General features: G+C 57.2%; 23 protein-coding genes and 2 pseudogenes. 14 read left to right on the forward strand and 11 right to left on the reverse strand.

Annotation, left to right across the window (positions count from 1 at the left end; genetic code table 11):
* A complete protein-coding gene (gene exoX, locus ABLV76_RS00700) occupies window positions 1–660 on the reverse strand; it encodes an exodeoxyribonuclease X (protein ID WP_004203387.1) in 660 nt (219 codons plus the stop codon).
* Between the two features lie 78 nt (window positions 661–738).
* Complete coding sequence (locus tag ABLV76_RS00705; RefSeq protein ID WP_002911406.1) at window positions 739–969, reverse strand: DNA polymerase III subunit theta; 231 nt, start codon at window positions 967–969, stop codon at window positions 739–741.
* 112 nt (window positions 970–1081) lie between these two features.
* On the opposite strand from ABLV76_RS00705, the gene yobA reads away from it, so the two are divergent.
* From yobA to ABLV76_RS00720, 3 genes are read left to right on the forward strand one after another with little or no spacing between them, the layout of a single operon-like run.
* Entirely contained in the window at window positions 1082–1456 is a 375-nt protein-coding gene (gene yobA / locus ABLV76_RS00710) for a CopC domain-containing protein YobA (RefSeq protein WP_004203386.1), read from the forward strand.
* A 3-nt stretch (window positions 1457–1459) separates the two neighbouring features.
* Window positions 1460–2329, forward strand: coding sequence for a copper homeostasis membrane protein CopD (copD, locus tag ABLV76_RS00715; RefSeq protein WP_004203385.1), 870 nt, complete (start codon window positions 1460–1462; stop codon window positions 2327–2329).
* A gap of 16 nt (window positions 2330–2345) precedes the next feature.
* On the forward strand, window positions 2346–2684 hold the full coding sequence (locus ABLV76_RS00720; protein ID WP_002911404.1) for a YebY family protein: 339 nt from the start codon (window positions 2346–2348) through the stop codon (window positions 2682–2684).
* Window positions 2685–3332: 648 nt separating this feature from the next.
* Here ABLV76_RS00720 and ABLV76_RS00725 read toward each other — a convergent pair.
* Window positions 3333–3476 (reverse strand): Ecr family regulatory small membrane protein, encoded by a 144-nt coding sequence (locus ABLV76_RS00725; protein ID WP_032425946.1) that lies wholly within the window; start codon window positions 3474–3476, stop codon window positions 3333–3335.
* Between the two features lie 103 nt (window positions 3477–3579).
* Complete coding sequence (locus ABLV76_RS00730) at window positions 3580–4548, reverse strand: VirK/YbjX family protein (RefSeq protein ID WP_004203383.1); 969 nt, start codon at window positions 4546–4548, stop codon at window positions 3580–3582.
* A 156-nt stretch (window positions 4549–4704) separates the two neighbouring features.
* Here ABLV76_RS00730 and pphA point away from each other — a divergent pair, with 156 nt between their 5' ends.
* Complete coding sequence (pphA, locus tag ABLV76_RS00735; protein WP_348878130.1) at window positions 4705–5358, forward strand: protein-serine/threonine phosphatase; 654 nt, start codon at window positions 4705–4707, stop codon at window positions 5356–5358.
* Here pphA and ABLV76_RS00740 read toward each other — a convergent pair.
* The 5 genes from ABLV76_RS00740 to yebS form a co-directional block, all read right to left on the reverse strand.
* Complete coding sequence (locus ABLV76_RS00740) at window positions 5355–5546, reverse strand: YebW family protein (RefSeq protein ID WP_002911395.1); 192 nt, start codon at window positions 5544–5546, stop codon at window positions 5355–5357. The genes pphA and ABLV76_RS00740 overlap by 4 nt on opposite strands.
* 97 nt (window positions 5547–5643) lie before the next feature.
* On the reverse strand, window positions 5644–5883 hold the full coding sequence (locus ABLV76_RS00745) for a YebV family protein (RefSeq protein WP_002911393.1): 240 nt from the start codon (window positions 5881–5883) through the stop codon (window positions 5644–5646).
* A gap of 116 nt (window positions 5884–5999) precedes the next feature.
* Window positions 6000–7433, reverse strand: a complete 1434-nt coding sequence (gene rsmF / locus ABLV76_RS00750; RefSeq protein ID WP_348878131.1) for a 16S rRNA (cytosine(1407)-C(5))-methyltransferase RsmF — start codon at window positions 7431–7433, stop codon at window positions 6000–6002.
* Between the two features lie 128 nt (window positions 7434–7561).
* Window positions 7562–10195 (reverse strand): PqiB family protein, encoded by a 2634-nt coding sequence (locus ABLV76_RS00755; RefSeq protein ID WP_017900210.1) that lies wholly within the window; start codon window positions 10193–10195, stop codon window positions 7562–7564.
* Window positions 10164–11447 (reverse strand): membrane integrity lipid transport subunit YebS, encoded by a 1284-nt coding sequence (yebS, locus tag ABLV76_RS00760; RefSeq protein ID WP_117129927.1) that lies wholly within the window; start codon window positions 11445–11447, stop codon window positions 10164–10166. Before yebS ends, ABLV76_RS00755 begins: the two co-directional genes overlap by 32 nt.
* Window positions 11448–11579: 132 nt before the next feature.
* On the opposite strand from yebS, the pseudogene ABLV76_RS00765 reads away from it, so the two are divergent.
* From ABLV76_RS00765 to htpX, 4 genes and pseudogenes are all read left to right on the forward strand, one after another.
* A pseudogene (locus ABLV76_RS00765) lies at window positions 11580–12093 on the forward strand (GAF domain-containing protein).
* Between the two features lie 81 nt (window positions 12094–12174).
* Complete coding sequence (gene proQ / locus ABLV76_RS00770) at window positions 12175–12852, forward strand: RNA chaperone ProQ (RefSeq protein WP_004203375.1); 678 nt, start codon at window positions 12175–12177, stop codon at window positions 12850–12852.
* Window positions 12853–12871: 19 nt separating this feature from the next.
* On the forward strand, window positions 12872–14920 hold the full coding sequence (prc, locus tag ABLV76_RS00775; protein WP_348878132.1) for a carboxy terminal-processing peptidase: 2049 nt from the start codon (window positions 12872–12874) through the stop codon (window positions 14918–14920).
* A gap of 235 nt (window positions 14921–15155) precedes the next feature.
* Entirely contained in the window at window positions 15156–16040 is an 885-nt protein-coding gene (gene htpX, locus ABLV76_RS00780) for a protease HtpX (protein WP_004203371.1), read from the forward strand.
* 69 nt (window positions 16041–16109) lie between these two features.
* Here htpX and ABLV76_RS00785 read toward each other — a convergent pair whose 3' ends face one another.
* The gene (locus ABLV76_RS00785) at window positions 16110–17480 is read right to left on the reverse strand and encodes an MFS transporter (RefSeq protein WP_004203370.1); all 1371 of its coding nucleotides are present in this window, start codon (window positions 17478–17480) and stop codon (window positions 16110–16112) included.
* A gap of 177 nt (window positions 17481–17657) precedes the next feature.
* Here ABLV76_RS00785 and kdgR point away from each other — a divergent pair, with 177 nt between their 5' ends.
* Complete coding sequence (kdgR, locus tag ABLV76_RS00790) at window positions 17658–18449, forward strand: DNA-binding transcriptional regulator KdgR (protein ID WP_004203369.1); 792 nt, start codon at window positions 17658–17660, stop codon at window positions 18447–18449.
* 55 nt (window positions 18450–18504) lie between these two features.
* Here the strand turns inward: kdgR and ABLV76_RS00795 are convergent, their stop codons facing one another.
* Window positions 18505–18744 carry a YobH family protein gene (locus ABLV76_RS00795; RefSeq protein WP_004203368.1) on the reverse strand — a complete coding sequence of 80 codons (240 nt, stop codon included), beginning with the start codon at window positions 18742–18744 and terminating at the stop codon, window positions 18505–18507.
* A gap of 159 nt (window positions 18745–18903) precedes the next feature.
* On the opposite strand from ABLV76_RS00795, the gene mgrB reads away from it, so the two are divergent.
* The 5 genes and pseudogenes from mgrB to ftsI all read left to right on the forward strand — a co-directional run bounded on the left by mgrB (window position 18904) and on the right by ftsI (window position 22306).
* On the forward strand, window positions 18904–19047 hold the full coding sequence (gene mgrB / locus ABLV76_RS00800) for a PhoP/PhoQ regulator MgrB (protein ID WP_002911375.1): 144 nt from the start codon (window positions 18904–18906) through the stop codon (window positions 19045–19047).
* A 74-nt stretch (window positions 19048–19121) separates the two neighbouring features.
* Window positions 19122–19412 carry a YebO family protein gene (locus tag ABLV76_RS00805; protein ID WP_004203366.1) on the forward strand — a complete coding sequence of 97 codons (291 nt, stop codon included), beginning with the start codon at window positions 19122–19124 and terminating at the stop codon, window positions 19410–19412.
* 591 nt (window positions 19413–20003) lie between these two features.
* Window positions 20004–20075, forward strand: a pseudogene (locus ABLV76_RS00810) (DUF2627 domain-containing protein); the annotation flags it as partial.
* Window positions 20076–20160: 85 nt separating this feature from the next.
* Window positions 20161–20370, forward strand: coding sequence for a transcription antiterminator/RNA stability regulator CspE (gene cspE, locus ABLV76_RS00815; RefSeq protein ID WP_001062678.1), 210 nt, complete (start codon window positions 20161–20163; stop codon window positions 20368–20370).
* Window positions 20371–20557: 187 nt separating this feature from the next.
* Window positions 20558–22306 (forward strand): peptidoglycan glycosyltransferase FtsI, encoded by a 1749-nt coding sequence (gene ftsI / locus ABLV76_RS00820; protein ID WP_004203364.1) that lies wholly within the window; start codon window positions 20558–20560, stop codon window positions 22304–22306.
* Window positions 22307–22363 lie beyond the last annotated feature (57 nt).

The raw sequence follows: 22363 nt of genomic DNA on the forward strand, positions 1-22363 counted from the left end.
CTATTCCCCAAGGTAATGCTTGAGCGTGAGGCGCAGCTCGGGGCTCATGCGGTCGAGATTGTTGAATAACCAGCGCAGATAGCCTGGATCGTTTTCAGCAATCTCGGCGACGGCTTTACCGCGATATTTGCCGAAGGTAAAGGTGGTGAGCAGCGCCGGCCGACCTGTGATATCGGCCATTTCGTCAGGCGTCCAGCCGGAAACGTTGATGATATCCAGCAGCAGCGCAGCGGTGATATAGCAGTCATACAGCGCCCGGTGGTGATGCAGCCCCGGCGGCGTGGCCACGTTCAGCTTACGTGATTTATAGAGCCCCATATTACTGTATTTGATCCCCGGCCACAGCCGGCGGGCCAGCTTCATCGTACAGATCCACTCGCCATGCATCTCCGGTAGCACCCGACGATCGAAGCTGGCGTTATGCGCGACGTACCACGGGCTGCCATGATAGTGCGGAATAATCTCCTCAATCCACGGCTTATCGGCGACCATCTCTTCGGTAATCCGGTGGATAGCCATCGCCTGCGGGCTGATGGGGCGGTCAGGACGCACCAGATGACTCATGGGATTGGTGATTTGCCCGTCGACAATGTCGACCGAGGCGATTTCAACGATGCCCCCCTGCAGTCCGCAGGTTTCGGTATCAATGACGCGCAGCATGGCTCGCTCCAGAGCAAAACAATAAGCGTAAAGTAATTGGACGGGCTTGCCAACCGACGGCGAGGGGGCAAGTAGGCATTATTTCTGTTTCGGCTCCCAGGGCAGGCGGGACAGTGAAACGGAGGCCAGCCGATGGGCGATCAGCCGTTCGCGGAACCAGTCGCGCAGATGGGCGGGCTGTTCACGCTCGACCAAATCAGCGACCACCGGCATATTATACCGCTCTTTAAAGGCGACGCCGGCGGCGGCGAGATCGACGTTAACTTTATCCATCTCATCTTGCGAAATTTTGGCCAGATTTCTTTCCATCATACACTCCACTCTGCTTGTAAACCCGGTCAGGGCCTGACGCCCGGCTCGACTCTGCCATTATACAGGGTTATTCTCTGTGCTACAGACATAACAAAAGGGAATGACGAATATGCGACTTCTTGCTGGACGCGCATTGCGCCTCTCCGTTGCGTTTGCCGGGCTATTAACCGCGGCGGGCGCGCTCGCCCACGCTCACCTGCAGCAGCAGATCCCCGCCGCCGGAGCGCAGCTGGCGGCCTCCCCGCAGACGTTGACGCTCAGTTTCTCCGAAGGCATTGAACCCGCGTTCAGCGGCGTGACTGTCACCGGTCCACAGCAGCATGCGGTGGCCACCGGCAAACTGACCCGCAGCGCCGACAACCCCGCCCAGGTCACCGTGCCTGTAGCGGAAACCTTGCCGCCGGGAGAATACACGGTGGCTTGGCATGTGGTCTCAGTGGATGGCCATAAAACCAAAGGGCAATACACCTTTAGCGTGAAGTAAGCGATGCTGACCGGGCTCTACATTACTCTGCGCTTTGGGCACTTTATCACCCTGATGCTGGCTTTTGGCTGCGTGCTGTATGGCGCCTGGTGGGCGCCGGTGCCGCTGCGACGCGTACTGATGCTGCGCTTCTATCCGCTGCTGCGCCCGCTGCTGCTGATCGGCGCCCTCTCTACCCTGGCGCTGTATCTGCTGCAGGGGGGATTGATGGGCGACGGCTGGGCGGATGTCTGGCAACCCGCCGTCTGGCAGGCGGTGGCGGGCACCCGCTTCGGCGGGGTGTGGATCTGGCAGATCCTGCTGGCGTGGATCGCCCTCGCCGTAGTGTGGATCCGTCCCCGACATGGCGCTCGCCAGCTGGTGGCCCTGCTGGCGGCCCAGCTGCTGCTTTCCGCTGGGGTAGGGCATGCCGCCATGCATGATGGTTTACTCGGCGCCCTGCAGCGGACTAATCATGCTGTCCACCTCTTCTGCGTTGCCAGCTGGTTCGGCGGCCTGTTGCCCTTTATCTATTGCCTGCGCCTGGCGCAGGGGCGCTGGCGGCAGGCCGCGGTCTATACCATGGCGCGCTTTTCACGTTACGGGCATCTGGCCGTCGCCGGCACCCTTGCCAGCGGGGCGATCAATGCGCTGTTGATCCAGGGAGGGATGATTGGCGCATCGCCCTGGGGACGTCTGCTGTTGATCAAATGTGCGCTGGTGGCCGGGATGGTGGTAATTGCGTTAGTGAACAGGTATGTTCTGGTACCGCGCATGTCGGCAAGCGGTTCGCGGGCGGAAAGTCTGATCCTGCGAACCACGCAGGCTGAGATAGGGCTGGGCGCGCTGGCGCTGCTGGCCGTCAGTCTGTTTGCCACCTGGGAACCTTATTGAATTAACTGGCAAAATCATGAAAAAAATTGTTCTGACCATGTTGTTACTGGCAAGCTCCGGCGCTGCACTGGCGGCGCCGCAAATTATCACCGTGAGCCGCTTTGAGGTAGGGAAGGAGAGCTGGGCGTTCAACCGTGAAGAGGTGATGTTGACCTGTCGTCCGGGCAATGCCCTTTACGCTATCAACCCGAGCACTCTGGTCCAGTATCCGCTCAATGAGGTGGCTGAGCAGCAGGTCAAAGCCGGCAAAACCACCGCCCAGCCGATCTCAGTGATCCAGATCGACGATCCGCAGCATCCTGGGCAAAAAATGAGCCTCGCGCCGTTTATCGAGCGCGCGCAGAAGCTCTGCTAGATTTTCGCGCTATCTCGCTGTAATGGCATAAAAAAAACCGCCCTTGCCGGACAACGGCAGTGGCGGTTTTTTGGCTGGCAGCGCCCACTTTTCCAGGAATTATTCGGCCACATTGGCCGCAGACTGGAAAAGCTGACGCGTTAAACTATTCTTATAGTGCAAGGCGACTTAGCCTGCATTAATGCCAACTTTTAGCGCACGGCTCTCTCCCAAGAGCCATTTCCCTGGACCGAATACAGGAATCGTATTCGGTCTCTTTTTATCTTAATCTGTCTGCTTTCGCGATCACCAGCGACATCCTGTCAGTCAATTCAGTCAATCACCAGGCTGGCCTCTGGATGTCCCGTTATAGCACACCGTTTTTAGCATACACAATTCATTTACACACAAATTGCATCCTGCGGAAGAACGGTATGGGGAAGGCGGAACCGTAAGCGAGGGGAGAGGAAAAGAAAAAACCTGCACCTAAACAGGCCCGGCGTGCAGGTTAACTGGCGGGCCAACATCGGAAGGCTGCTAGTATACATATTTGTATGATAAATAGAATAAACAAAACCTTATTGATTTGGCAATTCATGCGATTAGCCGTCCGCGCCCCACGAAAGGGCGGGAAATAATATTGAGGGGCGTAGTTCCGAGCGTCCGGTATTATTCCGGAACGCTGAAGGTGGGAAATATCTGACTTTCCAGATAGCAGAGTAGAAGCCAAATTTCATCGCTGAAAATAAACCATATGCTGCCCAGCAGGACGACCGCGAGAATAATCAGCAGGAAAATTTCGGTTTTACTCATCATGCTAACGACTATCCAGTGGTCTGCGGGGACCATGATAGTAGCGAAATAAGAACATAATAAGCAAACGCCGCGTGACGGGGCGAGTTCACTGGTCGTGAAATTACTCGCCCGGCAGCGGCTGCGTCAATATTGCCACCTGCTCCGCCAGCTGATCCAGCAGCTGGAATCGACGCCGGTATTCGGCCCGTTTTTTACTGGCGATGCTCTCCAGCGGTTTTCTTTCCAGACGCAGCGGTAGCTGCCAGCGCCAGGGGCTTTCCGGCTTGCCGTCGATGGATTGCCAGAATTCGTCGTAGCTGGCGTGGAAATGGCGCCCCTTGCTCAGGCGATAGCGCAGGGCGCGAAACACATGGCCATTATCGCTAACGCCGTAAATCGCTGCGATATGGCTGCGAGCGGCCAGCAGCCAGATAAACTCCAGCAGCAGGCGCTTCGGGAACAGACCGTAGCAGGCGCGGGTCGCCTGCTTGATCACCTCGTGAGAAACGTGGCGTCGCGGTCCCTGCAAGCCGCCGATGATCAGCTGCCAGGCTTCGCCATCCCAGGTCACGCTGAAGGTGGCGCTGGCCAGCAGGGTATGATCGCTGTCGCGCAGCCACAGGGTGGTTTCACCCTCACGCTCGGCCTTCCCGGCCGAAGAGGCCGAGAGGGAAAACTGGCGCTCATCCTTTCCATTGAGCGTCAGCAACGGGACCTCGCACACTGCGGTCATGGCATGCGCCAGCCGGGAACCGCGCAGGGTATCGACGTAGCGATAATGGCTTATTACCGCCATCGCCCGCTGCCAGGCGTTGAGATCGCGCGTTAGATATTGACGGTGCACTTTCCCCGGCAGCGTCGCCTGCGCCGCCAGCAGCTGGTTAAAATCGTCACGAGCGCTCAGCGCCTCCAGCATCGCTTTAGTCGGGCTATAAAATAATGCCGTGCGCAGCAGAAATTTAAAGCGGTAATTTTTCTGCCGCCATATAGGTGCGGGTGTTAATCTACCCATCACCAGATCGGCAATGAGATGCGAGCGCGGCGTAAGCACGCTGGATGAATGCAGGCTATTGTCTGTCACGATAAACACCTCGTTGTTATTTCCTGCTATTTTAAAACGAGGCGCTGATAAGCTTAATCCTCTGGCCGACTATATTTGCCGTTTGTTTAAAATCGATTGAGGTGTAAATAAAAAACAGCGGCTATAAGCTGGAATTACCTATAATTACAGCAGAGAGGTAATTATATGTATCAGCGTATTAATGGCAGAGACTGGCGTAATATCTGGCTGATGGGCGATCTGCATGGCTGCTTTGCGCTGCTGATGGCGCGCCTGCGCCGACTGCGCTTTGATCCCTGGGCCGATCTGCTGATCTCGGTGGGCGATCTGATCGATCGCGGGCCGCAAAGCGCTGACTGTCTCGGCCTGTTGCGCAGCCGCTGGTTCCGGGCCGTGCGCGGGAATCATGAGCAGATGGCGCTCGAGGCGCTGGAGAGCGGAGATATGACGCTCTGGCAGATGAACGGCGGCGACTGGTACGCCCGGAGCAACGTGCGGCAGCGGGATGACGTCGATCGCCTGCTGGCGCGCTGTCAGCGGCTGCCGTTGATTATTGAAGTGGAGTGCGCAAAAGCGCGGCATGTGATCGCCCATGCCGATTATCCGGCGCCGGTCTATCGCTGGCAGCAGCCGGTGGATCCCCAGCGGGTTCTGTGGAGCCGCCATCGTCTGAGTGAACATCTGGCGGGGCGTCATGGCGCTATCGCCGGGGCTGACCATTTCTGGTTTGGCCATACGCCGCTTCGCGCGCGTTATGACTACGACAATCAACACTATATTGACACCGGCGTTGTGTTCGGCGGCACGCTGACGCTGGTGGCGCTGCAGTCGGCAGACTAAAAGTCACTGTATTCGCTGGCGGGTTGCCAGAAGCCGTCAATAAAATCTTCTATCGGGTAGCAGCCGCCGTGGCGGATCCGCTGATCTTCCATTGCCACCAGGCACTGCGTTTCCTCGCGGTAGACGTCAACCACAATGTCCTCGCAGCCGCCATCCAGATAGCAAATAAACAACACTAAGGCAAACATCCTGGCCTCATGTTCGGGGGGACATACTGTTTAGTGTAGGGGATGACGGCGGGACGGGGAAATAAATAACCCGTCTCAGGCGACGGGTTCATTGGCGTCAGGCAAGGCGCATGACCCAGGCATCGGACTGGCGGTCGTAATGTTTACGGTAGAGGACGGAATGTTCACCATTGAGAATCGCGGGAACGCTGGTGTCGGCATCCCAGGCGTCAAGCTGCATACATAAATCTGGATCGGATTTGCAGGGAATGCTTAACGTTCGCTCACCCTGATGTTCACCATGCAGTTCGGCATCGTCTATCTCAAACGCGCCGATGCGGACATTGGTTTTACTCATCGCTTCACCCCATTTTTTCAGCTGAGTTGTGGTACGACCAGTTGCGGCCGTCATTTTTCAGCGTAGTCAATGGGGGGAAAACCGCCAGTCAAAAAGTGCGTATTTTTTGCGCGGCGTCACACCTTGCCGGCAAAAAGTTTCCCATCGCGTACCAGCTCGCGCGGGTAACTGTTCTTCAGACGGGAGCCGACGCGCTTGGCCAGGCCCAGCGGCACGCCCTGGAAGGTGACAATGGCTTCATCATGCGCTGGCGGGGTTTGCGGATAGACGTCGCGTCCGCGATACCATTCCTCCGCTTCCTCCAGCGTCAGCTCGAAGGCGCGCTGCGGCGCGGCAAAGGCAATAACCGCCTCATGCTGCCAGCGGTAACCCTTATTGTGCAGTTCCGCCAGACGCACGCCAATGCGCGAAAACCGCACCTGACCAAACAGAGGCTCCATAGACTGCGGAAATAGCCACAGCTCTTTATCCCGTTGCCACAGCGTGTGGCTCGCGTCCCATTCCAGCCCGACAGCGCGGGCGGCGGCGGTCGCCGCGGCGGCCTCCCGGCCCTTCAGCGGCGCAAACGGGAACTTGCCGACCTTGTAGCCCGGCGCCGGGAGCGGATCGATCGCCGCAGTCTTGCGCAAGCGGGCGACAAAGAAGCCTTCACAATCGAAGATCTGCGGGAAGACATGCAGAAATCCCTCGGCGGTTAAGGCATCGGCCGCGCCGGGAAACAGCTCTCCCAGCGGCTGGATCGCCACCGCCTGCGGGTAGCGGGACAGCAGCCAGTGAATGACGGACTGATTTTCTTCGCGGTTAAGGGTGCAGGTCGAATAGACCAGCGTCCCGCCGGGGCGCAGGGCATGGAAAGCGCTGTCGATAAGCTCGCGCTGGGTGGCGGCGATGTCGAGGTTGCTCTCCGGCGACCAGTTTTTCAGCGCGTCCGCATCTTTGCGTACCACCCCTTCGCCGGAGCAGGGGGCATCAAGCAGAACGGCGTCGAAGGCTTCGGGCAATGCCGCGCCGAACACCCGGCCGTCGAAATGGGTCAGGGCGACGTTGCTGATGCCGCAGCGGCTGATGTTGGCATGCAGCACTTTCACCCGGCTGGCGGAGAACTCATTCGCCAGGATGCCGCCCGCATTGCCCATCCGGGCGGCGATCTGGGTGGTTTTCGACCCCGGAGCGGCAGCAACGTCCATGACCCGTTCAGGCTGCGGGTTATCGGCGAACAGGGCGGCGACCGGCAGCATTGAGCTTGCTTCCTGTATATAGAACAGACCGCTGAGATGTTCGGCGGTGCTGCCCAGCGGCAGCGCGTCGTCGTCGTCCCGCTCGATCCAGAATCCCTCCTCGCACCAGGGGACCGGCGTCAGCTGCCAACCATAGGGGGCGACCAGAGAGAGAAAATCATCGACGCTGATTTTCAGCGTATTGACGCGAATACTTCGGCGTAGCGGGCGCTGACAGGCGGCGATAAATTCGTCGAAAGAGAGGTGCGCCGGCATCGCCGCGCGCATTTGAGCGAGAAACGCTTCAGGGAAATAGACAGTATTTTCGGCCACAGGCAGCGCACCACAGAAAAAAAGGGTGCGCAGTTTAGCACAAACGCCCCGGTGCAGGACACCGGGGCGTGAGGTTTGTGTCTGCCCGCGCCCGGCGTTTGCCGGGGCGGGAGAAGGGGAGGCGAGGATTACTGCGGCAGGGCGGTGCCCCACTCCCGCCACTCTTTCGGCTCGCTCTCCAGCAGCAGGAAGTGCTTGCCGTCCTGGGCCTTCGGCGCCAGCGGCGTACCCGGCGGCGTGGCAAAGGCGATCCCGCCGCGGATAAACTGATTGAAGGTCCCGGTTTTCACCACGCCGCCAACCAGGCCGAAGTCGAGGCTGTAACCCGAGGCCAGCCAGAACACCGAGTTATTGCGCACCAGGTACTGGTAGCGCTTGCTGATGCGCATCTTAACCATGACCCGGTCAGACATCGATCCCAGCGACAGACCGGTCACCGTCCCGACTTCCAGGCCGCGGAACAGCACCGGCGTACCGATGCCGAGCGATCCGGCCTCCGGCGCTTCCACCACGATATTCAGGCCGTCGATATAGCGCGAGTCGCTGATCGTCGTATCCTGGATCTCAAAGTCGCGGCGCGCCGGGCCGCGTCCGGGCTCAACGTTAATATAGGACTGGAACAGGGTGTCGAGATGCTCCACGCCCGCGGCGGAGATCTGCGGGGTGATCACCGAGAAGCGGGTCCCGGCGCGGGCAAACGTGCCGACGTATTCCGGATAAAGCACGGCTTTCGCCTGCACCTCGTTTTTGGCGGTGATCAGCTCCAGCGACTGGATCTGACCGATATCGATGCCGAGATAGCGAATCGGCATCCCGGCCGCCATCTTCCCGGCGTCGAACGCATGCAGGGTGATCTGGCCGCCCACGGCGCGCGCCGCCGTTTCAGAAGCGTAAAGGATGCGTTTGTTATTCAGCCGCGCATTGGCGCTGCTGCCGTTGAGGTTGTCGAAACTGATCGCCCCTTTTATGGCGCGGGCCAGCGGCGAGGCCTGAACGGTGAGTCCGTTGCCGTCAAGTTTAACCTTCGCGCCCCCTTCCGCCCAGAAGACGCTGTTGTTGGTCAGCAGGTAGCGGTACTCGGGCTTGATATGCAGATCGATATCGAAAGCGTCTTTGCGCGGTTTGACGGCGATGATCTCGCCGACGGCGAATTTACGATACAGCACCACCGAGCCAGCCTGAACGTCAGGTAGCGTCTCAGCGGAGAGGCTCAGGGTGGTGGTCGGCACTTCGCTCAGGCTGTTTTCCTGCGCCTTTTCGAGGTTGGCGTACAGCGGATAGCTGCTCTGCATTTCGCCTTTTTCACCCGGGATCACCCGGATCCCGCCGTTCACCCATTCGCTGGCGCTGGCGCCCAGCACCTGCACGCCATCAAGTCCCACTTTGACGTCCAGACGACTGTTCACCACAAACTTGCTGTCGCCGCGAATCAGATCGCGGTATTCCGGGGCAATCGCCACCTGGAAGGTTACCCCTTTGGCCGTCAGCTTGCGCTCCAGCACCTGGCCGACTTTCACTCCGTGAAGCACCAGCGGCTGGCCGCCGTCGATCCCGTAGCTCTCCGGCGCCGAAAGGGTGACGGTGGCGACATTGGGCTCCTCCAGCAGCGCTTTATCCGCTGGCATGACGGAGAAGTGATTACGCGGCTCGCCTTCGCCGGGCACCAGCTCAAAGGTATTGCCGGTGAGCAGGGCGCTGACGCTGGGGTTATCGAGGGAGATCTTCGGCTTCTTCATCTGAATCAACGTTTTCTCCCGCAGCAGGGTCACCACGCTTGGATCGACGGTCATCTCGCCAGTGACTTTGCCGCCGGGGTTAAGATTCAGTTTGCTTAACTGGCCCACTTCCAGCCCCTGATACATCAGCGGCGTCGAGCCCGCTTTCAGGCCGTCGCCGTCAGGCAGGTCAAGGGTCACCACCACCCCGCGCTGGCTGTGCGCCAGGTCTTCATACAGATGATAGTCATCGTTTTGCGACGCGACCTGCGAATCGGCAGGGGAGTCAAAGGCGATGGCACCGTTCACCAGCGCGGAAAGGTTCTCCAGCTGCACTTTGGCCCCGCTCAGGCCGACATCGGCTTTGATCCCAGAGACGTTCCAGAAACGGCTGCCTTTTTTCACCAGGTTGGTGAACCGGCGCTCGATCAGCACATCAATGGTGACCCCCTGATTATTATCATTCAGCGTGAAGTCATACACCCGCCCGACCGGGATCTTACGGAAGTAGACCAGCGAGCCGCTGCTCAGAGAGCCAAGGTCGGGCGCCTGCAGGTGGATCATCAGCTCGCCGTTGTTGATACGGTATTTTGGCTGAGTGTCGAGGGCGACGAAGTGATCTTCGGGTTCGCCCTTGCCCGGCATCATGCCGATATAGTTCCCGCCCACCAGCGCATCGAGGCCCGACACGCCGGCCAGAGAGGCTTTCGGCGTGACCAGCCAGAACTGCGTATCTTTGCGCAGCGCCTCTTTCATATCGCGCTTGATGCTGGCGGAAACTTCAATCTTGCTCAGGTCTTTACTGAGACTAATATCCTGGACGGTACCGACTTCCACCCCCTGATAGCGGATAGGCGTCCGCCCCGGCACGATGCCGTTAGCAGACTGGAAATCGATAGTAATCGTCGATCCGCGGTCGTCAAAGCTGGTCCAGATGAGCCAGGCGGCAATCAGCAGCGCGATGACCGGCAACAGCCAGAATGGCGAGATACGACGTTTGGTTTTTATTCTGGCTTCAGTCTGCGAAGCGGGCGTTTCCTGACTCATGTGCGTCCCAAAGTAAGCGGCTGTCCAGCCATTCAACTGCAAGAATAGTTAAAATTACCGCGCCGCCAAAGTAAACCGCGGCCGGCCCCATCGTAAAGGCGAGGAGCTGATCGCGATTAATGAGCGACATGGTGAGTGAGATAACAAACAGATCCAGCATCGACCAGCGGCCAATCCAGGTTATCAGCCGCAGCAGCAGGATGCGGGTGCGCAGCCCCTGCTCGCACTTGAATTGTATGCTGAGCAGCAGGGTAAATAACACTATAACTTTGGTGAATGGCACCAAAATACTGGCGATAAACACCACGCCGGCGATGGCGATATTGCTGCTGGCGAGGGAGATGATCCCGGAGAGGATGGTGTCTTCCTGGCGCGCGCCGTTGACGTAGATGATAGAGATCGGCAGCAGGTTGGCCGGTAGGAGGAAAACCAGCGAGGCAATCAGCGCCGCCCAACTGCGCTGCAGGCTCTGCGGCCGGCGATGGTGCAGCGGCGTGTGGCAGCGTCGGCAGCGGCCGCGGGCGTCGCGGTAGCCGGTGTAGTGGCAGCCGGTGCACACCTGCAGATTGTTATCGGCGCGGGTCGCCGGCCGTTCGGGATAGAAGCGCTCCCATAGCTCTTCGACGTTCATATGGATAAGCGTCAGGATGCTCAGCAGCGTCAGGGAGATAAACGCCACCAGGCCGATGCCGGGCTGCAGAAAGGCGTAATCCTGCACCTTGATGGAGGCGACGCCGATGCCCACCAGATAGATATCCAGCATCACCCACTCCTTGAGCTTATCGAGCATCAGCAGCACCGGGCGCAGGTTCATCCCCAGCACGTTGCCCAGCCACAGATAGCTAATCGAGACCACCAGCAGTACCGGGGCGACCACCGCGCAAAACAGCACCATCGCGGCGGTAAGCGGGTCGCCCTGCGCGGTCATCTGCCAAATCCCCTGCAGGACGTTGGCGTCAATGCGAACCCCCAGCAGGTGAAGGCGCAGTAGGGGTTCGGACCAGGCAAAGGGCATTAACAGCAGCATGGCCAGGGCCATGCTGCCCAGACGGGTCAGCGACCAGTCGCGGCCATCGCGCACCTTCGCGTTACAGCGTGGACACCAGGCGCTTTGGTTGCGTTTGAGCACCGGTAAGCGGAACAGCATGTCACACTGCGTACAGCGCTGATAATGCGCATAGGGAAGCGGCGAGCTGACGGCATGCACGACCATCTTATTCGCAGGCTTAAGGGTGGATGTTTTTATCGGCATTTATTACGTACAGGAATGAATGTATCTCACTATCTTAACCTATGAATGAATTCATCTTGAGCCCAAGCGCATTTAATGCTTATTTTAGTAGGCTGTACGTATCAGGCAGTAAGACAACCAAGTGAAGATATAATGAGCAAAACAGAATTTTACGCGGATTTGAACCGCGATTTCCAGGCATTAATGGCAGGTGAAACCAGTTTTCTGGCGATGATCGCTAATACCAGCGCGCTGCTGTTTGAACGACTGGGCGAGGTCAACTGGGCCGGTTTCTATCTTCTGGAAGGCGATACCCTGGTGCTGGGGTCGTTCCAGGGCAAACTGGCCTGCGTCCGGATCCCGGTTGGGCGCGGCGTATGCGGCGCGGCGGTGGCGCAAGCCCAGGTGCAGCGCGTCGAGGACGTCCACGCCTTTGACGGCCACATTGCCTGCGATGCCGCCAGTAATTCGGAAATTGTCTTCCCCCTGCGCGTGAACGACCAGATTATCGGCGTGCTGGATATCGACAGTCCGGCTTACGGCCGCTTCACTGCTGAAGATGAGCAGGGGTTGCGCACGCTGGTCGAGCATCTGGAAAAACTTATCGCGGCCACTGATTATCAAAAAATCTTTACCCGTGTCGTGGGATAATCAACGGATAACGTAGCATTTAGCGAGGACGTCATTATAATGTCGCCTGTTCATGCCTGCGGCTTGTTGGCTACGTCCGTTGTAATCAGGAAATTTCATGGAAAATCAACCTAAGTTGAATAGCAGTAAAGAAGTTATCGCCTTTCTGGCCGAACGTTTCCCTCAGTGCTTCAGCGCTGAAGGCGAAGCGCGCCCCCTGAAAATCGGAATTTTTCAGGATCTCGTTGAGCGAGTGGGTGGTGAGATGAATCTCAGCAAAACCCAGCTTCGCGCTGCATTACGTCTCTATACCTCGAGCTGGCGCTATCTCTACGGCGTAAAAGCCGGCGCTATCCGCGTTGACCTGGACGGCAACCCGTGCGGCGAACTGGAAGAGCAGCACATTGCCCATGCGCGTCAGCAGCTGGAAGAAGCGAAAGCTCGCGTTCAGGCGCAGCGCGCTGCCCAGCAGGCGAAAAAACGCGAAGCCGCTGCCGCTGCAGGCCAGCCGGATGAAGGCGTTCGCCGCGAGCGTAAACCGCGTCCTCAGCAGCCGCGTCGTAAAGAGGGCGCTGAACAGCGTAAACCGCGTCCTGTTGCGGCCAAAGCTCCGCGTGAAGAGCGTCTTACTCCGGTATCGGATGTTTCCGTTCTGACCGTCGGCCAGGCGCTGAAGGTAAAAGCAGGCAATAACGCAATGGACGCCACCGTTCTGGAAATCACCAAAGATGGCGTTCGTGTACAGCTGACTTCTGGTATGTCAATGATTGTACGCGCAGAACACCTGGTGTTCTGAAACGGAGGCCGGGCCAGGCATGAACACATTTTTTAAAATCACCGCGCTTGCGGGCCTGCTGGCAATAGCAGGCCATGCTTTCGCTGTTGATGAAATAACCCGTGCAGATCAAATCCCCGTGCTGAAAGAAGAGCCGCAGCACGCGACGGTGAGCGAGCGCGTGACGTCGCGCTTTACCCGCTCTCACTACCGTCAGTTCGATCTCGACAACGCCTTCTCGGCAAAAATTTTTGACCGTTATCTGAACCTGTTGGACTACAGCCATAATGTGCTGCTGGCCAGCGATGTGGCGAAGTTCGCGGCGAAAAAAGACCAAATCGGCGACGAACTGCGCACCGGGAAACTGGATGTCTTCTACGACCTCTACAACCTGGCGCAGCAGCGCCGCTTCGAACGCTATCAGTATGCTTTGAAGGTGCTGGAACGTCCGATGGACTTTACCGGCAACGACAATTTCAACCTTGACCGCTCCAAAGCGCCGTGGCCGAAAGACGAGGCCGAGCTGAACAAGCTGTGGGACGCCAAGGTTAAATTTGACCAGTTAAGCCTGAAGCTGGCGGGAAAAGACGATAAAGAGATCCGCGACACCTTAACCCGTCGCTACAAGTTCGCTATCCGTCGTCTGGCGCAAACCAACAGCGAGGATGTCTTCTCGCTGGCGATGACCGCCTTCGCCCGCGAAATCGACCCGCACACCAACTATCTGTCGCCGCGCAATACCGAGCAGTTCAACACCGAGATGAGTCTCTCACTCGAAGGGATCGGCGCTGTACTGCAGATGGATGATGACTATACGGTCATTAATTCGCTGGTGGCCGGTGGTCCGGCTGCGAAGAGCAAAGCGATTAGCGTCGGCGACCGCATCGTCGGCGTCGGCCAGACCGGGAAGTCGATGGTCGATGTCATTGGCTGGCGTCTGGATGACGTCGTGGCGCTAATTAAAGGGCCGAAGGGCAGCAAGGTTCGCCTTGAGATCCTGCCGGCCGGCAAAGGGGCCAAGACGCGTATCGTCACCCTGACCCGCGAGCGCATCCGTCTGGAAGATCGCGCGGTCAAGATGTCGGTGAAAACCGTTGGTAAAGAAAAAGTCGGCGTGCTGGATATCCCGGGCTTTTACGTTGGCCTGACCGATGACGTGAAGGTGCAGCTGCAGAAGCTGGAAAAACAGAACGTCAGTAGCATCGTTATCGATCTGCGCAGCAACGGCGGCGGGGCGCTGACCGAAGCGGTATCGCTGTCGGGGCTGTTTATTCCGTCCGGCCCGGTGGTGCAGGTGCGGGATAACAATGGCAAGGTGCGCGAAGACAGCGATAACGATGGTGTAGTCTATTACAAAGGGCCGCTGGTGGTGCTGGTTGACCGCTTTAGCGCCTCGGCGTCTGAGATCTTTGCCGCCGCAATGCAGGATTATGGCCGCGCGCTGATCGTTGGCGAGCCGACCTTCGGCAAAGGTACCGTACAGCAGTATCGCTCGTTGAATCGTATCTACGATCAGATGCTGCGTCCGGACTGGCCGGCGTTAGGTTCCGTGCAGTACACCATCCAGAAGTTCTACCGCATTAACGGCGGCAGTACTCAGCGCAAAGGCGTTACGCCGGATATCATGATGCCAACCGGCAATGAAGATCGCGAAACCGGCGAGCAGTATGAAGACAACGCGCTGCCGTGGGATAGCATCAACGCGGCCACCTACGTGAAGTCCGGGGATCTGACCCCATTTGGACCGGAACTGCTCAAGCGCCACGACGAGCGTATTGCCCAGGATCCTGAGTTCCAGTACATCATAAAGGATATTGCCCGTTATAACGCGATGAAGGACAAACGTAACATCGTCTCTCTGAACTACGCTCAGCGTGAAAAAGAGAACGAAGAGGATGATGCGATTCGTCTGGCGCGGATTAACGATCGCCTGAAACGCGAAGGCAAACCGCCGCTGAAAAAACTGGACGATTTGCCGAAGGATTACCAGGAGCCGGATCCGTATCTTGATGAGACGGTCCATATCGCGGTAGACCTCGCCCATCTCGAAAAAGCGCGCCCGGCGGTGGAACCGCCGGCCAGCCAATAAGTCGCCAACGGGCACCCTGAGAGGTGCCCGTTTTTTTTATGCCCTTTGTCATCGCCATTCAGCTCATCTAACAAAATGTCAACCTGCTCTGCCGCTGTCAGCAAGATGCTACAAAATGTAAAGTTGTGTTTTTATCGTGACTTAGCGGGGGCTGATGGTTGAAAATTGCAGCCTGACCCATACGATGTGGGTAATCGCATAGTGCGTTTTGTTAAATTGAGGTAAAAAGAAAATTATGATGCGAATCGCGCTTTTCCTGCTGACGAACCTGGCAGTGATGGTCGTGTTCGGGCTGGTGTTAAGCCTCACGGGGATCCAATCCAGCAGCATGACCGGTCTGTTGATTATGGCCCTGCTGTTCGGCTTCGGTGGTTCTATCGTTTCGCTGATGATGTCGAAATGGATGGCGCTGAAGTCTGTGGGTGGGGAAGTGATCGAGCAGCCGCGCAACGAAACGGAACGCTGGCTGATGAACACCGTTGCGCAGCAGGCGCAGCAGGCGGGCATTGCCATGCCGCAGGTGGCTATCTATCACGCCCCTGACATCAACGCCTTCGCTACCGGTGCGCGTCGCGACGCCTCGCTGGTCGCTGTCAGTACCGGGCTGTTGCAAAACATGAGCCGTGATGAAGCGGAAGCGGTCATCGCCCATGAAATCAGCCACATCGCCAATGGCGATATGGTCACCATGACTCTGATTCAGGGGGTGGTGAACACCTTCGTTATCTTTATCTCCCGCGTTATCGCGCAGATTGCGGCCGGCTTCCTCGGCGGCAACCGGGAAGATGAAGGCGAGAGCAGCAATGGCAACCCGCTGATCTACTTCGCCGTCGCCACGGTGCTGGAGCTGGTGTTCGGTATTCTGGCCAGCATTATCACCATGTGGTTCTCTCGTTATCGCGAATTCCATGCTGATGCCGGCTCGGCGCGTCTGGTGGGCCGCGAAAAGATGATTGCCGCCCTGCAGCGCCTGAAAACCAGCTATGAGCCGCAGGAAGCCAGCAGCATGATGGCGTTCTGCATCAACGGTAAAGCGAAGTCCATGAGCGAGCTGTTTATGACCCACCCGCCGCTGGACAAGCGTATTGAAGCGCTGCGTAGCGGAGAATATCTGAAATAGTCTGTCAATCTGACGCTGAAAATAAAAATCCGCAGCCCGAAGGCTGCGGATTTTTTTTGTCCTTAATCGTCAGGCTGCGCGCGGCTGAGTGACGCGCAGACCGCTAATCAGCGCAGCGACGGTCGCCAGGATGCCGGCCAGCAGCAGGGCGGTGTGGGTGCCGCTGTTGCCGAGCAGGTTGAATAAAAGGGCCACCAGCGCGGCGCCGGTGCTCTGGCCGAGCAGGCGAGCGGTACCCAGCATGCCGCTGGCGCCGCCGCTGCGATGGCTCGGGGCCGAGGCGACAATGGTGTGGTTGTTTGGCGACTGGAACAGCCCGAAGCCGGCGCCGCACAGCGCCATACGCCAGATAATATCCAGATCGCTGGGCGACGCCGGAAGCAGCGCCAGGCCGAACAGGCCGCAGGCCATAACCAGCAGCCCAATGGCCCCCAGCAACCCCGCATGGCATTTTTCAATTAAATAACCGGCCAGCGGCGCCATCACCATCGTTGCCAGCGGCCACGGCGTCAGCAGCAGGCCGGTCTCCACTTCGCTGCGCCCGATCATTGTTTGCAGGAAGAAGGGCAGAGAGACCATCGCCAGCATCTGCGCACAGAAAGAGCAGATGGAGGTGCAGATAGAGAGGGAGAAGAGCGGGATGCGCAGCAGATCGACCGGCAGCAGCGGGACGGGCATCGTGAGCTGACGGCGAACGAAGAAAAAGCCCACCACCAGCATAGCGGCGACCTCCGCCAGCACCAGCTGAGTGGACTGGCCCTGGGCGAAACCGCTCAGGGCGGTGATCAACAGCCCGAAGGTCAGCGCGTTCATGATGGCGCTCGGCAAATCGAAGCGGACGATTTTGCTGCGCGCGCTGTTGGGCGGCAGAAAGCGCATCGCCAGAAGTAAGGCGACGATGCCGAGAGGCACGTTAATTAAAAACAGCCATTGCCATGAGGCGAGGGAGAGGATCGCAGCGGCGATCGTCGGGCCTGCTGCTGAAGAGACGGCGACGACAAAGGAGTTGATACCCATGCCGCGACCGAGAAAGCGCTGCGGATAAATCAGGCGGATCAACGCGGTGTTTACGCTCATCAGCGCGGCGCCGCCCAGCCCCTGGGCGACGCGGGCGAAGGTTAGCATTTCGAGGCTGCGCGACAGGGCGCAGGCCAGCGAGGTAAAGATAAACACCACCAGGCCTATCTTATAGATACGACGATAGCCGACCATGTCGCCGAGGAAAGAGAGCGGTAGCAGGGCGATCACAATGGCGATTTGGTAGGCGTTAACGATCCAGATTGAAGCCGCCGGCGAGGCGTTAAGATCGCTGGCGATGGTCGGCAGCGCGACGTTGGCGATGGCCCCGTCGAGCACGGCCATGGTCAGCCCAAGCACAATGGTCAGAATGGCGCCATAGCGCTGCGGCAGCGGCACGCCATCGGAAGAGTTTTTATCCATGGTGAAAATGAGTCTTAAATGAAACGGTTTTTTGAATGATGAGTTTAGCATTGATTATTCCGCCGTATGTCGCAGATTTGTAACGAAGTGGCAGAAGAATGATTGCGGCGCAGAGGCGGCGAATTTATAATAAAAACCGGTTCTAAATTTTATAAAACAGTTACGACGAGGTGATAAATGGCAGGTGCAGATTTGGATAAACAGCCAGATTCTGTCTCTTCGGTATTGAAGGTTTTCGGCATCCTGCAGGCGCTGGGTGAAGAGCGTGAAATTGGCATTACCGAACTGTCCCAGCGCGTCATGATGTCGAAAAGCACCGTTTATCGCTTTTTACAGACCATGAAATCACTGGGCTATGTGGCGCAGGAGGGAGAGTCTGAGAAATACTCCCTCACGCTCAAACTGTTCGAGCTGGGGGCGCGCGCGCTGCAGAACGTCGACCTGGTGCGCAGCGCCGATATTCAGATGCGGGAACTCTCCCGACTGACGAAAGAGACGATCCATCTCGGCGCGCTGGATGAAGACAGTATTGTTTATATTCACAAGATTGATTCGATGTATAACCTGCGGATGTACTCTCGTATCGGCCGTCGCAATCCGCTGTACAGCACCGCGATTGGCAAGGTACTGCTGGCGTGGCGCGACCGCAGCGAAGTGGAGCAGATCCTTGACGGCGTGGAGTATAAACGCAGCACCGAGCGGACCATCACCAGTACCGCTGAGTTGCTGAAGGTGCTGGATGGCGTTCGCGAGCAGGGGTACGGCGAAGATAACGAAGAGCAGGAAGAGGGGCTACGCTGCATTGGGGTACCGGTATTCGACCGTTTCGGCGTAGTCATCGCCGGGTTGAGTATCTCTTTCCCGACCTTACGGTTCTCTGAAGAACGTTTGCATGAATATGTGGCGATGCTGCACCAGGCGGCGCGCAAGATTTCTGAGCAGATGGGCTACAACGACTACCCCTTCTGACCGCGCTGAAGCATTCGGCGACCGCGGCGCTATCGTCGCGGTCGCCGGTTGGATCTTAGCCGTTATCCACGACGGTTGCGCTTTTACGCAGCAGCGGGCAGCTGCTGACGCCGATCACGCCGCTATCGGAATGCACATAAAGTGCGGTACTGACCCCACGGGCGGTGAGATATTGACACTTCAGGCCCAGGCCGCCGACGTTTTCTTCACTGTGGAATAATACCCCGTAGCCGCTTAATAATACGCCAATCCATAAGATAGCCACGACCACAATAGTACGAATGATTAATCGCATTGATGCCTCATTATTTGTATGATCCTTGCCGTGATTTTGACACGAACACGTTTTGAAACAAGTCGATGATTCCTAAACTTGCCTTTCGTATTACAGTTAGCCGCGGTTTAAGAAGGCCGTGTTATCCTGGCGACATAAAGTACTGATGCGGAGAGTGGAGTGAAAAAATTACGGTGGGTTTTACTGATAGTCATCATAGCAGGCTGCCTGTTGCTGTGGACTCAGATGCTTAACGTAATGTGCGACCAGGATGTTCAGTTTTTCAGCGGCATTTGCACTATCAATAAATTTATCCCGTGGTAAGACATTTTTCTGACGACTGATTTCCTTCTGCGCCGCGGGTGGTAGAATGAACGCCTTCTCTTTGAGGTGGTGAAATGAGTGAGTTACTAAATCCTGGGATCTTAAATCTGGCATCGCTGGCCGTGTCTGTGGCGCTGCTGCTTGTCGGTCTGTTGTTATGGTTCTTCGTCAACCGCGCCAGCTCGCGGGCGAATGAGCAGATAGAACTGCTGCAGGCTCTGCTGGATCAGCAAAAGCGGCAGAATGCGCTGCTACGTCGCTTGTGCGAAGCCAGTGCGCCGGAAAAAGAGGACGTGGTCGAGCCGACCGTCGCCGGTAAGGCGAAAGGGGAGGATGAGTTTATCCGCCTGGTGGCAGAGCGCTAAGTACCTCGACAGGTGTGCATCATATGATGCGCACCTGCATGATAGCGGTCGGTAATATCTTATTCTTATTCCATTATTCCTTTCTCAATGCACTATCCTCTTTTATACACGCTGTAAATAAAGTGATCCCCGCCGCGTTTATTGTCGGATAACGTGACGCTGTCATCTTTTTTTCATTATTAAGGTGCAGAATTAGCACTATTTTTAGCGAGACGACTGAAAGGATTTATTATCACTACACTGGCCTGGCTTTAGCGATTTTTCGTCTGGGGTTATAACGAATTTTGCGCATCAATATTCATCACGGCTCGTCAGTCGCCCGTATACTGGCAGTTCGTATACGGACATACCTGGACGAAGCGAAGTTGTTGAGCTATGGTAAAAAAGTTGCAGTTACAAGGCAGCGCTCCGGCGTTATTGATAAACGCCATAGCGCCTTGCCAGGGGCGGCAAAGACGCATAAATGTGCAGGCGATCAAAGGATTACCTTATAATTTGTGCGAACGATCGAGACACGTTTAAAAATGGCTTGCCATTATTTACGTAGTGTGTGATAACACCTTTCGGGTTAAACGAGGTACAGTTCTGTTTATGTGTGGCATTTTCAGTAAAGAAGTCCTGAGTAAACACGTTGTCGTTGAATACCGCTTCTCTGCCGAACCTTAAATTAGTGCCTCATGCAGTTATGTGTCAGTTTTATCTATGTAAACGCCAGCAGGCGAAGAAAACAGTCTAAGGAATTTTGCAAATGGCAAAGATTAAAGGTCAAGTTAAGTGGTTCAACGAGTCTAAAGGTTTTGGTTTCATTACTCCGGCTGATGGCAGCAAAGATGTGTTCGTACACTTCTCCGCTATCCAGGGTAACGGCTTCAAAACTCTGGCTGAAGGCCAGAACGTTGAGTTCGAAATTCAGGACGGCCAGAAAGGTCCGGCTGCAGTTAACGTAACTGCTATCTGATACAAGACCACTCTTCTTGTATAAAAGCCTCGCCTGTGCGGGGCTTTTGCGTTTTTATTGCAAAGCATGTCATTTTTCCCCCTCTCGTCGCGTCTTGTTGCAAATACTCAACTTTATTAGCATTGTGTAGCAGTCTGTTTTGCTAATTTTCTGTTAAATCAGTTGGTTGCAAAACAATGCCGGAGCTATGGTGCTAAACAAAAAAATGAAGTCCGCCGCCAGCTTTACCCCGATTCGCTTCGGGTTACTCTGTGTGGCCATACTCGGTTGTCTGGGACTGCTATTGGCCCGCGTGGGCTGGCTGCAGATTGTTTCCCCCGATAATCTGGTAAAACAAGAGGATATGCGTTCTCTGCGCGAAGAGCCCGTTGCGGTTGAGCGGGGGATGATCACCGACCGGGAAGGACGACCGCTGGCGGTGAGCGTTCCGGTTAGCGCGATCTGGATCGATCCGCAGACCACCATGGAGAAAGGCGGCGTCGGCTACGGCCCCCGCTGGCAGGCGATGGCCGAAGCGCTGCATCTCAACCTCGGGGAACTGGCCCAGCGGGTACAGAGCCATCCTCACGCCCGCTTTCTCTATCTGGCGCGGCAGATCAATCCCGAGCAGGCGGAGTGGATTGATAAACTGCATCTGCCTGGCGTCTACCTGCGTGATGAATCGCGGCGTTTCTATCCGGCAGGCCACGTGGCTGCCAATCTGCTGGGCTTTACCAATGTCGATAATCAGGGCATCGAAGGGGTGGAGAAAAGCTTCAACGCCCAGTTGACCGGTAAACCCGGGCGACGTCTGGTGCGTAAAGATAAACATGGCAATGTGATTGAGAATATTACCGAAGTACCGCCGGTGCCGGCGCATAATCTGCAGTTGAGTATCGATGAGCGCCTGCAGACGGTAACGGAAGATGCCCTCGATAACGCTGTTCGCTGGAATAAAGCCGAGTCCGGGGCAGCGGTGCTGATCAAAATCGATACCGGCGAGATCCTGGCGATGGCCAGCTATCCCGACTTCAATCCAAACAATCGCGATGCCGCAACGCTGGATGATTTTCGCAACCGGGCCATCAGCGATACCTTCGAGCCGGGGTCGACCGTCAAACCGCTGGTGATCATGACCGCGCTGCAGCAGGGGATTGTCCAGCCGGACAGCGTCGTGGACACCCATCCGTTTGTCCTTGACGGCCACCGTATCCGCGATGTCGGCTATTATCCGGAGCTGAGCCTGACCGGGATCCTGCAGAAATCCAGCGATACCGGCGTGTCGCATCTCTCGCTGGCCATGCCGGTGCAGCATCTGATTGACACCTATACGGCTTTCGGTTTCGGCGAGCCGACGGGGCTGGGGTTGACCGGGGAAAGCGCTGGGCTGATGCCGCATCGTCGCTACTGGGGGCAACTGGATCGCGCCACCTTCGCTTTCGGCTATGGTTTGATGGTGACTCCGCTCCAGCTGGCGCATGTTTATGCCACCATCGGCGGCTTCGGCATTGAACGACCGTTGTCGATCACCCGTATCGACCCGCCAGTGATTGGCACGCGCGTAATGCCGGAGAATATTGTCCACAGCGTGGAGCATATGATGGAGAGCGTGGCGCTCCCGGGCGGAGGCGGCACCAAGGCGGCGGTGCGCGACTACCGGGTGGCGGTAAAAACGGGGACGGCGAAGAAGATCGGTCCGGACGGCAAATATATTGATAAATATGTGGCCTATACCGCCGGCGTGGCGCCCGCCAGCCGTCCGCAGTTCGCGCTGGTGGTAGTGATGAACGATCCCAGCAATGGCTCGTATTACGGCGGGGCCGTTTCCGCTCCGGTATTCAGCCAGATTATGGGCGACGTCCTGCGGCTGGAGAACGTCATGCCGGACGGTATGCCGCAAGGCGCGGAGAATCTGATCGTCATGCACGACAGCCACCCGCTGGCGCCGGCGCTGTAACAGTGGTCTGCAAGGGCGAATAGCGCTACACTTTCGCCCTTTCAGCGACACCGGAGC

The organism is Klebsiella sp. GB_Kp047, from assembly GCF_040065235.1.
GTDB lineage: Bacteria > Pseudomonadota > Gammaproteobacteria > Enterobacterales > Enterobacteriaceae > Klebsiella > Klebsiella quasipneumoniae.

Bases quoted from the DNA above. Each gene is read 5' to 3' on its own strand.
- ABLV76_RS00720 (WP_002911404.1), top strand. From the start codon at position 2,346: ATGAAAAAAATTGTTCTGACCATGTTGTTACTGGCAAGCTCCGGCGCT.
- prc (WP_348878132.1), top strand. From the start codon at position 12,872: ATGAACACATTTTTTAAAATCACCGCGCTTGCGGGCCTGCTGGCAATA.
- exoX (WP_004203387.1), bottom strand. From the start codon at position 660: ATGCTGCGCGTCATTGATACCGAAACCTGCGGACTGCAGGGGGGCATC.
- ABLV76_RS00785 (WP_004203370.1), bottom strand. From the start codon at position 17,480: ATGGATAAAAACTCTTCCGATGGCGTGCCGCTGCCGCAGCGCTATGGC.
- yobA (WP_004203386.1), top strand. From the start codon at position 1,082: ATGCGACTTCTTGCTGGACGCGCATTGCGCCTCTCCGTTGCGTTTGCC.
- ABLV76_RS00740 (WP_002911395.1), bottom strand. From the start codon at position 5,546: ATGTTTGCCTTAGTGTTGTTTATTTGCTATCTGGATGGCGGCTGCGAG.
- ABLV76_RS00805 (WP_004203366.1), top strand. From the start codon at position 19,122: ATGAGTGAGTTACTAAATCCTGGGATCTTAAATCTGGCATCGCTGGCC.
- ftsI (WP_004203364.1), top strand. From the start codon at position 20,558: ATGGTGCTAAACAAAAAAATGAAGTCCGCCGCCAGCTTTACCCCGATT.
- ABLV76_RS00705 (WP_002911406.1), bottom strand. From the start codon at position 969: ATGGAAAGAAATCTGGCCAAAATTTCGCAAGATGAGATGGATAAAGTT.
- htpX (WP_004203371.1), top strand. From the start codon at position 15,156: ATGATGCGAATCGCGCTTTTCCTGCTGACGAACCTGGCAGTGATGGTC.
- ABLV76_RS00745 (WP_002911393.1), bottom strand. From the start codon at position 5,883: ATGAGTAAAACCAATGTCCGCATCGGCGCGTTTGAGATAGACGATGCC.
- ABLV76_RS00755 (WP_017900210.1), bottom strand. From the start codon at position 10,195: ATGAGTCAGGAAACGCCCGCTTCGCAGACTGAAGCCAGAATAAAAACC.
- proQ (WP_004203375.1), top strand. From the start codon at position 12,175: ATGGAAAATCAACCTAAGTTGAATAGCAGTAAAGAAGTTATCGCCTTT.
- ABLV76_RS00725 (WP_032425946.1), bottom strand. From the start codon at position 3,476: ATGAGTAAAACCGAAATTTTCCTGCTGATTATTCTCGCGGTCGTCCTG.
- copD (WP_004203385.1), top strand. From the start codon at position 1,460: ATGCTGACCGGGCTCTACATTACTCTGCGCTTTGGGCACTTTATCACC.
- ABLV76_RS00795 (WP_004203368.1), bottom strand. From the start codon at position 18,744: ATGCGATTAATCATTCGTACTATTGTGGTCGTGGCTATCTTATGGATT.
- kdgR (WP_004203369.1), top strand. From the start codon at position 17,658: ATGGCAGGTGCAGATTTGGATAAACAGCCAGATTCTGTCTCTTCGGTA.
- pphA (WP_348878130.1), top strand. From the start codon at position 4,705: ATGTATCAGCGTATTAATGGCAGAGACTGGCGTAATATCTGGCTGATG.
- yebS (WP_117129927.1), bottom strand. From the start codon at position 11,447: ATGCCGATAAAAACATCCACCCTTAAGCCTGCGAATAAGATGGTCGTG.
- cspE (WP_001062678.1), top strand. From the start codon at position 20,161: ATGGCAAAGATTAAAGGTCAAGTTAAGTGGTTCAACGAGTCTAAAGGT.